Origin of the sequence: Leclercia sp. J807 (genome assembly GCF_009734465.1) — a bacterium.
In the GTDB taxonomy this organism is placed as follows: domain Bacteria; phylum Pseudomonadota; class Gammaproteobacteria; order Enterobacterales; family Enterobacteriaceae; genus Enterobacter.
In genome coordinates this window covers 3,807,501-3,822,177 of the sequence record NZ_CP046446.1, presented here as the reverse complement: position 1 = coordinate 3,822,177, position 14,677 = coordinate 3,807,501, and the positions used below count along the sequence as shown (strand labels likewise).

The following is a 14,677-nucleotide window of genomic DNA, read 5'->3' as shown; positions in this document are numbered from 1 at the left end:
TACAGTTTTGAGATTAACTTGCAGAAAAAGTGAAACATCGTTTTGAATGTAATTGAAAACCTATTTCACAGCAGATAATATGTACTCATCATGAAAACGGAACACCGTTTTGTTAATTATCCAGGCCGTCGGGGCCGATAAATTCTGGAGGTTAATGTGGAAGTCAGACAAAGCATCCACAGCGCGCATGCAAAAACGCTGGATACCCAGGGTCTGCGTGATGAGTTTTTAGTCGAGAAAGTGTTTGTCGCAGATGAATACACCATGGTGTACAGCCACATTGACCGCATCATCGTTGGCGGCATTATGCCGGTTGCCAAAACGGTTTCTGTGGGTGGAGAAGTGGGCAAGCAGCTCGGCGTCAGCTTCTTCCTCGAGCGTCGCGAGTTGGGCGTGATCAACATTGGCGGCCCGGGCACCATCACCGTTGACGGTCAGTGCTATGAGATCGGCCATCGCGATGCGCTGTACGTCGGGAAAGGCGCACAGGAAGTGGTCTTTGCCAGCGTCGATAGCAACAAACCGGCGAAGTTCTACTATAACTGCGCCCCGGCACACACCACCTACCCAACCAAAAAAGTGACCCCGGCAGACGTTGCTCCGGTCACCCTGGGCGACAACCTCACCAGCAACCGCCGCACCATCAACAAATACTTCGTTCCAGATGTGCTGGAAACCTGCCAGCTCAGCATGGGTCTGACCGAGCTTGAGCCGGGCAACCTGTGGAACACCATGCCGTGCCATACCCACGAGCGCCGCATGGAAGTTTATTTCTACTTCAATATGGAAGAGGACGCCTGCGTATTCCACATGATGGGTCAGCCGCAGGAGACGCGCCATATCGTGATGCATAACGAGCAGGCGGTGATTTCGCCAAGCTGGTCGATTCACTCCGGCGTGGGCACGCGTGCCTATACCTTCATCTGGGGCATGGTGGGTGAAAACCAGGTCTTCGATGATATGGACCATGTAGCCGTTAAGGATCTGCGCTAGTCGCGGACAGTTAAGCACAAACTTGCCTGTTCGTTCAGGCGCTGAAAGATAAAGGATAAAAAATGATTCTGGATGCATTTTCTCTGCAAGGTAAAGTTGCGGTCGTCACCGGTTGTGACACTGGCCTCGGTCAGGGCATGGCGTTGGGTCTGGCGGAAGCGGGCTGCGACATCGTGGGTATCAACATCGTTGAACCGCAGGAGACCATCGAGCGTGTAACCGCGCTGGGCCGTCGTTTCCTGAGCCTGACCGCTGACCTGCGTAAGATCGACGCTATCCCTGAGCTGCTGGATCGTGCGGTGGCGGAATTCGGTAAAATCGACATTCTGGTGAACAACGCCGGTCTGATCCGTCGTGAAGATGCGATCAACTTCAGCGAGCAGGACTGGGACGACGTCATGAACCTGAACATTAAGAGCGTGTTCTTCATGTCTCAGGCGGCGGCGAAGCACTTCATCGCCCAGGGCAACGGCGGCAAAATCATCAACATCGCCTCCATGCTCTCCTTCCAGGGTGGCATCCGTGTGCCTTCTTATACCGCTTCCAAGAGCGGCGTCATGGGCGTAACCCGTCTGCTGGCGAACGAATGGGCGCAGCACAACATCAACGTGAACGCCATTGCGCCGGGTTACATGGCTACCAACAACACCCAGCAGCTGCGTGCTGACGAAGAGCGTAGCGCAGCTATCCTCGAGCGTATCCCTGCGGGTCGTTGGGGTCTGCCAAGCGATCTGATGGGGCCGGTGGTGTTCCTGGCCTCCAGCGCATCTGACTATATCAACGGCTACACCGTAGCGGTTGACGGCGGCTGGCTGGCGCGTTAATTCCTGCTCAGGTCAAAAAACCTCTGCCCCAGGGCAGAGGTTTTTTTTGACCTGGATAAGCCATTGTCCATATTCAAAAAAGAGAAAAATCCATAAGCATTTTACGAAAATTGCATGGATCACACATTTACCCTCAAGAAATCATATGATTAACAATAATTGAGTAATTTTTACCCTTCTTTTAAAGTGTAATGTCCATCACAGATCGAACCCTGCCAGCTGATATATCCATATTTTCACGTTTTACGACCTGACACTTTTTCAGGGTTTCTCGTAATTTCGATTAACGTCTTAGGCTGTTCAGGCAGGAAAATATGACATCTATAAATGACTCTACTTTTATGCCCCGCGCCCTTCGCGATACCCGAAGGATGAATATGTTTGTTTCTGTTTCCGCGGCGGTGGCCGGTTTACTGTTTGGGCTGGATATCGGCGTTATTGCCGGTGCGTTACCCTTTATCACCGATCACTTTACGCTCAGCAATCGCCTGCAGGAGTGGGTGGTGAGCAGTATGATGCTGGGCGCAGCGGTGGGAGCCTTGTTCAATGGCTGGCTCTCGTTCCGGCTGGGGCGGAAATACAGCCTGATGGTCGGCGCCATTCTCTTTGTCGCCGGCTCGATAGGGTCCGCTTTCGCCACCAACGTGGAGGTGCTGTTGCTCTCGCGCGTCCTGCTGGGCGTGGCGGTGGGGATTGCCTCCTATACCGCCCCCCTTTATCTGTCAGAGATGGCGAGCGAGGACGTGCGCGGCAAAATGATCAGCATGTACCAGCTGATGGTGACCCTTGGAATTGTGCTGGCCTTTCTTTCTGATACATATTTCAGCTACAGCGGCAACTGGCGCGCCATGCTGGGTGTACTGGCATTACCGGCAATAGTGCTGATTGTGCTGGTGATTTTTTTGCCCAACAGTCCACGTTGGCTGGCGCAAAAAGGGCGCCACGTCGAAGCGGAAGAAGTGCTGCGGATGCTGCGCGACACCTCCGAGAAAGCGCGTGAAGAGCTGAACGAGATCCGCGAAAGCCTCAAGCTTAAGCAGGGCGGCTGGTCATTGTTCAAAGCCAACCGCAACGTGCGCCGTGCGGTATTTCTCGGCATGCTGTTGCAGGCGATGCAGCAGTTTACCGGCATGAACATCATCATGTATTACGCGCCACGTATTTTTAAAATGGCCGGATTCACCACCACTGAGCAGCAGATGATCGCCACGCTGGTGGTGGGGCTGACCTTTATGTTTGCCACCTTTATTGCGGTATTTACCGTCGATAAAGCGGGCCGTAAGCCTGCCCTTAAAATTGGTTTCAGTGTGATGGCGCTGGGGACGCTGATCCTGGGCTACTGCCTGATGCAGTTTGATAACGGTACGGCGTCCAGCAGCTTATCCTGGTTGTCCGTAGGTATGACGATGATGTGCATTGCCGGTTACGCGATGAGTGCCGCGCCGGTGGTGTGGATCCTCTGCTCTGAAATTCAGCCACTAAAATGCCGCGACTTTGGGATCACCTGTTCCACCACCACGAACTGGGTGTCGAACATGATCATTGGCGCCACCTTCCTGACCCTGCTGGATGCGATCGGCGCGGCGGGAACCTTCTGGCTTTATACGGTGCTGAACGTGGTATTTATTGGCATCACCTTCTGGCTGATCCCGGAAACGAAAGGTGTCACCCTGGAGCACATCGAGCGCAAGCTGATGACAGGGGAGAAGTTACGGAATATTGGGGTATAGCAGATTGCCCGGCAGCTCTTGCCGGGCATGGGGTTTTGTAGGCCGGGTAAGGCGCAGCCGCCACCCGGCTTTTTGTTGCAGCAAGCCTGATACGGCAACGCCCGGCGGCGCTTCGCTTGCCGGGCCTACGGGGTCAAATGCTGTGATTCGTAGGCCGGGTAAGGCGCAGCCGCCACCCGGCTTTTTTGTTGCAGTGAGCCTGATGCGGCAATGCCCGGCGGCGCTTCGCTTGCCGGGCCTACGGGGTCAAATGCTGTGATTCGTAGGCCGGGTAAGGCGTAGCCGCCACCCGGCTTTTTTGTTGCAGCAAGCCTGATGCGGCAATGCCCGGCGGCGCTTCGCTTGCCGGGCCTACGGGGTCAAATGCCGTGATTTGTAGGCCGGGTAAGGCGTAGCCGCCACCCGGCTTTTTTACACCCGGGCGAGGTACAGCGCCGGCATCCCTTCTTCGTCGGAGGTGTACAGCACCCACTTATTGTCCGGTGAAAACGACGGATGCGGATGGGTCACCTGGCGATCGCCGTCCAGCACTTTCCAGCTGGTGTTGTGCTGGCAGATGGCGGTTTGCGTGCCTTTGGCAATGTCGAACACCCAGATAAAGGGATCGTTCAGGCTGATATCGCCGGTGTTGTGTGGCGCACCGTCGCCAACGATCAGCGACCCGTCGTGGTTACTCATCAGATGGGAGCAGGGCGGGATCGCCATCAGTTGACGGTTCTCCAGCGTTTGCGGATCGGCGCTGAACAGATAGCGCTTAGGATCGTTCTCCTTATGTGCCACGTAATAGAGCGCCGAGCCGTCCGGCACCCAGAACTCGTGGGTAAAACTCTCCCCCTCAGCATGCTGGCGCACCTTGCGCAGATTGCTGCCATCCTCGTTAATCAGCCACATACGGGCGTCGATCGCATCGCGCGGTCCTTCGTGGCAGAACGCCACGGTATTATCGTCAAAAGGACGGTAAATCGGGTGCCCGAGCCAGCGCTTTTCCTGCAAAATCACGCGGCGCTCGCCGGTTTGCAGGTCGATATTGATCAGGCGACATTCCGGATTGGTAAAGTAAAATGCGCGGAATTTGCTCCAGTCGGTGAGCGGCTGCCAGTCGCTTTTTTTAATCTCGATACCCACCAGCTTCGTGCAGTCTGAGTTCGCCACCCAGGTACCGTAGGCCACCCATTCGTCATCGACCTCATAGACCACATACTCTTCCAGACTCTCGAGGTCGACGCGCCGCAGTTCGCGGCTGTTTTTCACATACCACAGCGAGCGATCGTCCGTGGAGAGGAAGCCGCCAAAGGTGTTATCTCCGGCGCCGTCGGTAAGCTGGGTTGCCTGTTGCTGCGCAATGTCCAGCAGGTAGTAGTTCCAGTGGCCCTCAAAGGCACCACCAAAGATGAGCTTGCTGCCATCGCGGGTAAAGCATTTCTGATAGAAGTAGTTACGGTGACAGATGATGTGCGGCGGCGTCAGCCGTATCACCTCATGTCCGGTTTCACTGTCCTGACGAGGCCGAAAACTCAGGGGAATGATTTTTCCTTTCATAATATGTTCCTTCAGATAAAAAAATACCCCACCGCAGTCGCGGCAGGGTATTGGTAACATATGGGAATTAGCGCATAGCGCGTTTCAGGATACGTTCAGCCTGACGCTGGAAGTCAGCAGCCGTCTCTTCAACGGTTTTCTGGCCATAGTCGATGTACTGCAGCGAAGTACCGAACTGCGCCACGATCTGCGGGTCATCGAAGTATGGCGACACAGAGAGTTTCGCTGGCAGAGATTGCGCCAGACGCAGACCCGCAACCGCCGGATCGTCCTCTTTGATAGCGCCGTTTTCGGTCAGGTATTTCACCGCTACTTTGCTCAGCGGTACGCCACGCTCCAGGCCCAGCGTCTCAACGCCTTCTTTGCTGTTCAGCAGGAAGTTGATCACTTTCGCGGCCGCTTCCGGGTTCTTGGTCGATTTACCGATAGAGAGCATCTGTGCTGGTTTGAAGAACAGACCGGCATCGGTTGCACCCGGCAGCATTGGGTAGCTGCCCAGCTCCAGCTTCGCTGGTGGCTTCAGGTTGTCGGAATATTTTTTGATGGTGGAGTTCCACATGTAGGTGCCGCCCCATTCACCTTCGATCCACGGCTTCATCTCATACATGTTGCTCTTACCGAACGACGCATAGTACTTGGTGTCCGGCATCACGTGGCTGTCGATCAGCTTTTTATAGGTCTGGAAGAATTCAACCCACTGCTCTTTGGTGTAGGAGAATTTTTTCGCCTTCTCGTCCACCGCCGGGATGTTGTACTTCTGGATCATGTAGGAGTTCAGCAGCGCCAGGGTATCCTGATGCTCGAGAATAACCGGGTAGTACTGTTTACCCAGCTTGCTCTCAAAGGCTTTACCCGCCGCCATCAGCTCATCCCAGGTTTTCGGGTATTCGACGCCCGCTTTTTTCCAGGTTTCATCGTTGAAGTAGAAGACGCGCGCGGTCACGGAGATCGGAATACCGTTCAGCTTGCCGTTGACCGTGGTCGACTGCAGCTCTTTTGGATCGAACTGGGACAGATCGATCACATCCTTCATTTTGTTCAGATCGTAGAAGCCGTCGCCGGTTTTAGAGAAGATCGGCAGCCAGTTCCAGTTGGTCTGCATCACGTCCGGCTCGGTGCCGCCCGCAATCTGCGTGGTCAGACGCGACAGGTGACCATCCCAGCCGGTGTATTCCGACTTCACGTTAATGTCCGGGTTCTGTTTGTGGAACTCTTCCAGGGCTTTCAGTGTGACCTGGTGACGGCCATTGCCGCCCCACCAGGACATACGCAGATCGGTGCTGTCCGCAGCAAAAGTGGGTAGGGCACTCATTCCAAAGGTAGCGGAGATAACGGCGCTTAAAAGCACTTTTTTCATTTTTATAACTCCATTAAAGAGAGATGTTCTGTTCAGTTTTTGCGTCAAAAATATGACACTTATTCATATCAAACTTAAAGTAAACCTTACGGTGAAGGCCCTTGTTGATCATGGGCTTAGCTTCATCGGAAGGAATTCGGGCTGTCAGTTCGTACTCGCCAACTTTCAGGTATACAAAGAATTCATGGCCCATATTTTCGGCGCGGACCATCTCACCGGTGCAGCAACCTTCAGCGAACGGCTCATCGGAAATAGAGACAAAATCAGGGCGAATGCCGTAGAAAATCTCCTTATCCGCGTGGCCGGCCACTTTCTCTTTCAGCTCCGGGCTTAACGGCATGGTCTGGTTGCCGATGGTCAGGGAGAGTTGACCGTCCTGTTGCACCAGCTTGCTGGCGCGGATGTTCATCTCCGGTGAGCCGATAAAGCCCGCGACGAACATGTTTTTCGGTTTGTGATACAGGTTGTCCGGGGTATCTACCTGCATGATGTGGCCGAGCTTCATCACGCAGATGCGGTCGCCCATGGTCATCGCTTCGGTCTGGTCATGCGTCACGTAGACGGTGGTCGCCGGCTTGCCGGAAGCCTTCAGCTGCTTGTGCAGATCCGAAATACGGATACGCATCGAGGCACGCAGTTTGGCGTCGAGGTTGGAGAGCGGTTCGTCGAACAGGAACACGTCTGGCTTTTTCACAATTGCGCGGCCGACGGCCACACGCTGCGCCTGACCACCTGAAAGCTGGCGCGGCAGGCGGTCGAGCAGCTCTTCCAGCTCAAGGATTTTTGCCGCTTCGTTAACCTGGGTCTCAATCTGCGCTTTAGGTAGCTTGCTCAGCTTCAGGCCGAAGGCCAGGTTTTCCCGCACGGTCATGTGTGGGTAGAGCGCATAGTTCTGGAACACCATCGCAATCCCGCGCTCTTTTGGCGCGAGGTTGTTAACGATCTTATCCCCGATACGCACTTCACCGCCGCTGATGGTCTCCAGACCGGCCAGCATACGCAGGGTAGTGGACTTCGCGCAGCCGGAAGGGCCGACGATGACCATGAACTCACCTTCAGCGATTTTCAGGTCGATAGCATGTACCGCTTTGAAGCCGTTGGAGTAGACCTTTTCCAGTTTGTTGAAAATAACTTCAGCCATGATATTTCCCTCTTAACCTTTAATTCCGCTGCTGGTTACGCCCTGTACGAAGTAGCGCTGTGCCAGGAAGAAGACAATGATGGATGGCAGGATGGAGATGCTCGCCATTGCCAGAATTTCGTTCCACGGCGCCCCTTCGGTGACGTCGATGGACATTTTCAGAGCCAGTGCAATCGGGTATTTATCCACGCTGTAGACATAAATCAGCGGCCCGATAAAGTCGTTCATTGACCACATGAACTGGAACAGCGCCACGGAGATGATGGCTGGCTTCAGGATTGGTACCACCACGTACCACAGCACCTGAATAGAGTTACAGCCGTCAATCTGCGCCGCCTCTTCCATGTCACGCGGGACGCCGCGCAGGAACTGGATCAGCATGAAGACGAAGAACCCTTGCGTGGCGAAGGCCAGCGGCAGGTAGAGCGGCATATAGCTGTTCAGCATGCCCATTTCACGGAACATCAGGTACTGCGGGATCAGCAGTACGGTGCTTGGCAGCAACATGGTGGTAATCAGCGTCGCGAACCAGAACTTCTTCCACGGGATCTCGAAGCGGGCAAAGCCGTACGCCACGATGGTGGAGGAGATAATGGTCAGGATCACTTTCGGGATCACATACTTAAAGGTATTCAGCATGTAATGGCCGAAGTTGTACTCGGTACCGGTTTTCCAGCCGTTTACAAAGCCGTCCCAGGTGGCGTGTGCGGGCCACAGGCTGAGGGTGGTGAAGATCTCGTGGTTCGGTTTGAACGACGCCGAGAACATCCACACCAGCGGATAGAGCATCAGCAGGCCAACAAACAGCAGGATCACATAGCGAATGGTGGCGCTAATTTTTTCACGACGCTGAGTACGCGCCACTTCACGCTCTGCGATGCTTCTCGCCGTGGAGAGTTGTTGAATATCAGCCATTTTTGCCTCCTTTATCGGCGGAGTAGAAGACCCAGTATTTCGAAGACTTAAAGGCGATAGCGGCAAAGACAGCGACCACCAGGAACAGGATCCAGGCCAGCGCAGCGCCGTAACCCATGTCAAAGTACTTAAATGCGGTATCGTAGATGTAGAGTGAGAACAGGTAGGTGGAGTAGGTTGGTCCACCGCCGGTAATAACATACGGACCGGTAAATTCCTGGAACGCCTGGGTGGTCTGCATGATGAAGTTGAAGAAGATAACCGGCGTGATCAGCGGCACGGTCACTTTCATGAACATCTGCCATTTAGAGGCACCGTCAATCATCGCGGCTTCGTACTGCGACTGCGGCACGTTCTGCAGGGCAGCCAGGAAGATTACCATTGCAGAGCCGAACTGCCAGACGCGCAGCAGGGTCACGGACATCAGCGCCAGAGACGGCTCGCCCAGCCAGTTCACCGCGTCGAAACCAAAGACGCCAATGAAGCTGTTAAGCAGGCCATCGATCGCGAACAGCGCACGCCACAGGACGGCAATCGCAACGGAGCTGCCGAGAATAGACGGAATATAATAAGCGGTACGGAAGAAGCCGATGCCGCGCAGTTTAAAGTTCAGAACAAACGCAATACCCAGCGCAAAGGCCAGCTTCAACGGGATAGTTAAAAATACGTAGGCAAAGGTCACGCCCATGGATTTCCAGAAGAGAGTATCTTCCGTAAACATGTAGCGATAGTTTTCTACGCCGTTAAATACGGGCGGGCTCATCAAATCGTACTCAGTAAAACTGAGGAAGAAAGATGAAACAAAGGGGAAAGCGGTGAAGAGTATCAACCCAATTATGTAGGGTGATATCCAGGCCAGCCCCAGCATCTTGTTTTCATTCATACATACCTACCTGGTAATTAATGGTTTAAAACGGAATCTGCCCGGCTCTGCCCGCTTAACAGCAAGCGAACAGCGGAATGCGTCTGGTGCGAAATTTCACTGCGGTATCTCCTTCTACCTGTTTATGAGTGCCGGTAATGCCGGGCGCATCCTGCCCGGTTAAGCAATTTTTTAAATCTTATGAACCACCGTTTTCAATTTGTAAAACGACGTTTTAATTTATTTTATTGTGATTTAAATCCACGTCATTCGATAAATAGTGGAAATGTGATCAAGGTCGAAACAGCGTTTCAATAAGGTGAGATGGGTGGCATTTTTATCGGTATGCGCGAAAAAATGAGGGAAGAAGGCCAGCTAAACGGGGACTTTGCTCACATATTCTGGGAATTATTGATAGCAGATACAAACTACTAATATTTGTAGCAAAACTGTAACATGAGAAGTAAGGTAGCGAGGATATAATTAACTTGTTGAATGATTCTTCGCGGAAATAAAGTGAATTGCACTTAAGAAGAAAAAGGCGATGCCCGCGCATCGCCTTATTTTTTTATTTGAGGAAATCTTCACGAACCGGGGTGAAGGTATCCAGAAGTGTACCCGGTTTCAGGCAAACGCAGCCGTGCATAATATGCGGCTGCTTATAAAGGGTATCCCCCGCGGTCACCACATGCTTTTCTTCGCCGATGGTAAATTCAAACTCACCGGACAAAACATAGGTCAGCTGCTCGTGGGGATGGTTATGCATTGGGCCAACGGCGCCTTGCTCAAAATTGACCTCTACCGCCATCATTTTGCCATCGTGCGCCAGAATACGGCGCGTCACGCCATTACCCAGATCTTCAAGCTGCGTCTCTTTATGGAAAATAAACATGCTCATGTCCTGTTATATAGTGAAACATCGTTTCATTTAATTTATCCCAGAGCCAGCTAAAAGGAAATGTTGAACCAGAGAACTGGAAACTCGATCACAAGTTTGCTTCACTGGATGAAACCGGAAAGGAGAGCAAGATGAAAACGATTGGCCTGTTGGGAGGAATGAGCTGGGAGTCCACCATTCCCTATTATCGTCTGATCAACGAAGGGGTAAAACAGCGCCTCGGGGGATTACACTCGGCCAGCCTGCTGCTGCACAGCGTCGATTTTCACGAAATCGAAGCCTGCCAGTCCAGCGGCGACTGGGAAAAGGCGGGGGAGATCCTGGCGGAGGCAGCACTGGGCTTGCAGGGTGCCGGGGCGCAGGCCATTTTGCTCTGCACCAACACCATGCACAAAGTCGCTGAGCAGATTGAAACCCGCTGTTCCCTGCCGTTCCTGCATATCGCCGATGCTACCGGGCGGGCGATTACCGCGGCGGGCATGAACCGCGTGGCGCTGCTGGGTACGCGCTATACCATGGAGCAAGATTTTTACCGCGGGCGGCTGACGGCGCAGTACGGCATCGAGAGCCTGATCCCGGACGAGGCGGATCGGGCCCGTATCAATCAGATTATCTTTGAAGAGCTGTGTCTTGGCACCTTTAGCGAGACGTCACGCCAGTACTACCTCAGCGTGATCCGCAAGCTCGCCGATCGAGGGGCGCAGGGGGTGATCTTTGGCTGCACCGAGATTGGCCTGCTGATCCCGGCGGATGAAAGCCCGATCCCGGTGTTTGATACCGCCGCGATCCACGCCGCCGATGCGGTGGAATTTATCCTTTCGTAACGGGCGAGGCTAAAAGCTGTTCCAGCGGGTCGGTGATCGCCGCCAGCCCCTGTTGCAGATGCGCGCTGAAAGCGTCCACCAGCGCCGAGGCCGGGCGGTGCAGCGGGCGGATCAGGCTCACCGTAAACGGCACCGAGATACTGAAGCGGCGAATAACAATCCCGCTGTCGGCATAATCCAGCGCCGTCAGCGGATTGACCACCGAAATCCCCACCCCCGCGCGCACCATCGCACAGATGGAGGCCGCGCTGTGCGTCTCCACCACCATGCGTCGCTTCACCTGATGTTCGGCAAAAAGCTGGTCCAGCAGCTGGCGATAACTGTCAGTGCGCGACAGGCTGATGTAGTTCTCGCCCTGAAAATCACCCGGCGTCAGCACCGCTTTTGCGGCGAGGGGATGGCCGGCGGGCAGGACGCACACCTCATCTAATGACAGCAGCTCGTGACGCGCGGTGCCCGCTGGAGTCGCCAGGGTTTCGGTCAGGCCGAGATCGTGACGCTGGGCCGAGAGCCACTCCTCCAGCAGGGGCGACTCCTGGGGCACGATGGTCAGGTTCACGTCCGGGTAGCGGGCGAGAAACGGCTGTAGCAGGGCGGGTAAAAATGACTGGGAGAAGACCGGCAGGCAGACGACGGAGAGCTCGCCCTGGCGAAACTCGCGCAGGCTGTCGGCGGCGCTGACGATGCGGTCCAGCCCGTACCAGGATCGCTGCACCTCTTCGAAGAGCCGCAGCCCCTGTACCGTAGGGTGCAGCCGCCCGCGGGTGCGCTCGAACAGCGTCAGGCCGATCACCTTCTCGAAGCGCGCCAGCTCACGGCTCACCGTCGGCTGCGAGGTGTGCAGCAGGCGTGCGGCTTCGGTCAGGTTCCCGGCGGTCATCACCGCGTGGAAAATCTCAATATGGCGTAAATTCACAGCGGGCATGGCAGCAACCTGGTTGAACATAATCCATATCATTTTTGCATAGAGTGGCGATAAAACGATATTTTTTATTCTCTTCGGGCTGTGGCGTAATCAGTAAAAATCGATTTTCCGGAGAGCACCATGCCACGCCCGCTGAACAACACCGATACCGATCTTAATGCTGACAACCTGCTGCGTCTGCCTGCCGAGTTTGGCTGCCCTGTCTGGGTTTATGACGCGCAGATTATCCGCGACAAAATTGCCGCCCTGCATCAGTTCGACGTGGTGCGTTTTGCCCAGAAAGCCTGCTCCAACATCCATATTCTGCGCCTGATGCGCGAGCAGGGCGTCAAGGTCGACTCCGTGTCGCTGGGTGAAATCGAGCGCGCGCTGGCGGCGGGCTACGATCCGCAGATCGACAGCGATGCGATTGTCTTTACCGCTGACCTGATTGACAGCGCCACACTGGCGCGGGTGCATGAGCTGCAGATCCCGGTCAACGCCGGTTCGGTGGACATGCTGGAGCAGCTCGGTCAGGTATCGCCAGGCCACCGCGTCTGGCTGCGGGTTAACCCGGGCTTTGGTCACGGCCACAGCCAGAAGACCAACACTGGCGGCGAAAACAGCAAACATGGCATCTGGTACAGCGATCTGCCTGCGGCACTGACCGTACTGCAACGCTATAACCTGAAGCTGGTGGGCATTCATATGCATATCGGCTCCGGCGTGGATTACGGCCATCTCGAGCAGGTGTGCGGCGCCATGGTGCGCCAGGTGATTGAGTTTGGTCAGGATCTGGAGGCGATCTCCGCGGGCGGCGGGCTGTCGATCCCCTATCGCGAAGGGGAAGAGGCGATCGATACCGATCACTACTACGGCCTCTGGAATGGCGCGCGCGACAAAATCGCCGCCCACCTGGGCCACCCTGTGAAGCTGGAGATCGAGCCGGGGCGTTTCCTCGTCGCCGAATCGGGCGTTCTGGTGTCTCAGGTGCGCAGCGTGAAGGCGATGGGCAGCCGCCATTTCGTGCTGATCGATGCGGGCTTCAACGATCTGATGCGCCCGGCCATGTACGGCAGCTACCACCACATTTCAGCGCTGGCTGCCGATGGCCGCGACTTATCTCAGGCCGATCTCGTGGAGACGGTGGTGGCCGGGCCGCTGTGCGAATCCGGGGATGTGTTTACCCAGCTGGAGGGCGGAAAAGTGGAAACCCGCGCGCTGCCGCCGGTCGTGCCGGGGGATTATCTGGTGCTGCACGATACCGGCGCATACGGCGCGTCTATGTCATCTAACTACAACAGCCGCCCGCTGCTGCCGGAAGTGCTGTTCGATAAGGGCGCGGCGCGCCTGATCCGCCGCCGCCAGACCATTCAGGAACTGCTCGCCCTCGAACTGTTCTGATCCCACCAGGGTCCCGTCGCCACCGAATCGCGTAACACCAGCGTGCCGGTGAAGGGCGGGATCGCTTCGATCGGCTCGTTTTTGACCAGCCGGATGGCCTGATCGATCGCGGTGGTGATCATGTTGTCGATGGGCAGATAGACGGTAGAGAGCCCCGGCTCCAGCCACTTCGCACAGGGTGCGTCATCGAAGCCGAACAGCGACACATCCTGTGGAATGCGCAGCCCGGCCTGGTGCAGCGCCTTTGACGAGCCCAGCGCCATATCGTCGTTACAGGCAAACAGGGCGCTGAACCCCACCTTCTCGTTCAGCAGCTCCTGACACAGCTCGTATCCGCGCGTCATTCCCGAATCGCCATACTTCACCCGGTTCTCATCCCAGGGAATGCCGTGCTTTTCCAGCGCCTTGCGATAACCCGTCAGCCGCGCCTTGCCGGTAGGGGTGTGGATCGGCACGGTTATGCAGGCGATCTCCCGGTGCCCCTGGCTTATCAGGTACTCCACCGCGTTGAAGGCCGCCTCCTGCTGCTCGAAGAAGACGCAGCGCTCCCGCGCCTGGCTGACGTCACGGTTGATCACGATAAGCGGCATCTGCACGCTGTTGATGAGCTTCATGATCGCTTTTTCGCTCATGTAGCGGGTGTAAAGCACGATGGCATCGCACTGGCGATCGGCCAGCATCTGCACCGCTTCCTCTTCCCGCTCAGGGGTGTCGTGACCGTCGGTGACAATCAGCTGCTTGCCGTGCGTTTCGGTCTGTCTTGAGGCCTGCTGCAGCAGGCGACCAAAGTAAAAACCGTCAAAGGTTGAGACCACCAGACCAATGCTGTTGCTGGTCCGGTTCGCCAGCGATCGCGCCAGGAAATTGGGGCGATAGCCCAGCTCTTCCATCGCGTTAAACACCTGCTGACGGGTGCTCTCTTTTACCTGACCTGTGCCGTTCAGTACGCGCGATACGGTGGCTTTCGACACGCCCGCACGCAGTGAGACATCCAGCATTGTTGCCATTCGATATTCCTGCTTCCACGTTATGCACGGAAGTTTATCACAGACGTTCAGAGGCATAAGCCGGGCGGGAGGGTGAAAACCCCCATCACGATCACGCTTTCCGGCAACAGATGAAGGAGTAACAACAAGTGGCATACCAAAGTGTTGATAAATCATACTCCGGGATACCTCTTGTCGCGTTGGGAGCTTAATCACAGAACAAATCTTCACCAGAAGCTATTTTTGGTATGCCAATAGAAGCCGGCTGAACACCTAAATCCCAATAAAGGCCCTTTTACT

The 14,677-nt window shown here is 55.4% G+C and carries 13 protein-coding genes; 5 read left to right on the top strand and 8 right to left on the bottom strand.

Features of this window, described 5'->3' with window-relative positions; all coding sequences use genetic code 11:
- The first annotated feature begins 156 nt into the window (after positions 1-156).
- The 3 genes from kduI (at position 157) to GNG26_RS18050 (ending at position 3,547) form a co-directional block, all read left to right on the top strand.
- Entirely contained in the window at positions 157-993 is an 837-nt protein-coding gene (gene kduI / locus GNG26_RS18060) for a 5-dehydro-4-deoxy-D-glucuronate isomerase (RefSeq protein ID WP_114385818.1), read from the top strand.
- 62 nt (positions 994-1,055) lie between these two features.
- Complete coding sequence (gene kduD, locus GNG26_RS18055; protein ID WP_103176854.1) at positions 1,056-1,817, top strand: 2-dehydro-3-deoxy-D-gluconate 5-dehydrogenase KduD; 762 nt, start codon at positions 1,056-1,058, stop codon at positions 1,815-1,817.
- A gap of 296 nt (positions 1,818-2,113) precedes the next feature.
- Entirely contained in the window at positions 2,114-3,547 is a 1,434-nt protein-coding gene (locus GNG26_RS18050; RefSeq protein ID WP_255473470.1) for a sugar porter family MFS transporter, read from the top strand.
- Between the two features lie 411 nt (positions 3,548-3,958).
- Here the strand turns inward: GNG26_RS18050 and GNG26_RS18045 are convergent, their stop codons facing one another.
- The 6 genes from GNG26_RS18045 to GNG26_RS18020 all read right to left on the bottom strand — a co-directional run bounded on the left by GNG26_RS18045 (position 3,959) and on the right by GNG26_RS18020 (position 10,253).
- Positions 3,959-5,089, bottom strand: a complete 1,131-nt coding sequence (locus tag GNG26_RS18045) for an oligogalacturonate lyase family protein (RefSeq protein ID WP_197080174.1) — start codon at positions 5,087-5,089, stop codon at positions 3,959-3,961.
- A gap of 64 nt (positions 5,090-5,153) precedes the next feature.
- Entirely contained in the window at positions 5,154-6,443 is a 1,290-nt protein-coding gene (locus GNG26_RS18040) for an ABC transporter substrate-binding protein (protein WP_103822751.1), read from the bottom strand.
- Between the two features lie 13 nt (positions 6,444-6,456).
- The gene (locus GNG26_RS18035; protein ID WP_103822750.1) at positions 6,457-7,584 is read right to left on the bottom strand and encodes an ABC transporter ATP-binding protein; all 1,128 of its coding nucleotides are present in this window, start codon (positions 7,582-7,584) and stop codon (positions 6,457-6,459) included.
- Between the two features lie 12 nt (positions 7,585-7,596).
- A complete protein-coding gene (locus GNG26_RS18030) occupies positions 7,597-8,499 on the bottom strand; it encodes a carbohydrate ABC transporter permease (RefSeq protein WP_103176849.1) in 903 nt (300 codons plus the stop codon).
- The gene (locus tag GNG26_RS18025; RefSeq protein WP_103822749.1) at positions 8,492-9,382 is read right to left on the bottom strand and encodes a carbohydrate ABC transporter permease; all 891 of its coding nucleotides are present in this window, start codon (positions 9,380-9,382) and stop codon (positions 8,492-8,494) included. Before GNG26_RS18025 ends, GNG26_RS18030 begins: the two co-directional genes overlap by 8 nt.
- A gap of 547 nt (positions 9,383-9,929) precedes the next feature.
- Positions 9,930-10,253, bottom strand: a complete 324-nt coding sequence (locus GNG26_RS18020; RefSeq protein ID WP_039029883.1) for a cupin domain-containing protein — start codon at positions 10,251-10,253, stop codon at positions 9,930-9,932.
- A 137-nt stretch (positions 10,254-10,390) separates the two neighbouring features.
- Here GNG26_RS18020 and GNG26_RS18015 point away from each other — a divergent pair, with 137 nt between their 5' ends.
- A complete protein-coding gene (locus GNG26_RS18015) occupies positions 10,391-11,083 on the top strand; it encodes an aspartate/glutamate racemase (RefSeq protein ID WP_103176847.1) in 693 nt (230 codons plus the stop codon).
- Here the strand turns inward: GNG26_RS18015 and GNG26_RS18010 are convergent.
- A complete protein-coding gene (locus tag GNG26_RS18010; protein WP_114317188.1) occupies positions 11,070-12,008 on the bottom strand; it encodes a LysR family transcriptional regulator in 939 nt (312 codons plus the stop codon). The two genes, GNG26_RS18015 and GNG26_RS18010, sit on opposite strands and share 14 nt — an antisense overlap.
- Before the next feature lie 120 nt (positions 12,009-12,128).
- Here GNG26_RS18010 and lysA point away from each other — a divergent pair, with 120 nt between their 5' ends.
- Complete coding sequence (gene lysA / locus GNG26_RS18005; protein ID WP_156239702.1) at positions 12,129-13,391, top strand: diaminopimelate decarboxylase; 1,263 nt, start codon at positions 12,129-12,131, stop codon at positions 13,389-13,391.
- Here lysA and GNG26_RS18000 read toward each other — a convergent pair.
- Positions 13,361-14,398, bottom strand: coding sequence for a LacI family DNA-binding transcriptional regulator (locus tag GNG26_RS18000; RefSeq protein WP_156239701.1), 1,038 nt, complete (start codon positions 14,396-14,398; stop codon positions 13,361-13,363). The genes lysA and GNG26_RS18000 overlap by 31 nt on opposite strands.
- Between the last annotated feature and the right edge of the window lie 279 nt (positions 14,399-14,677).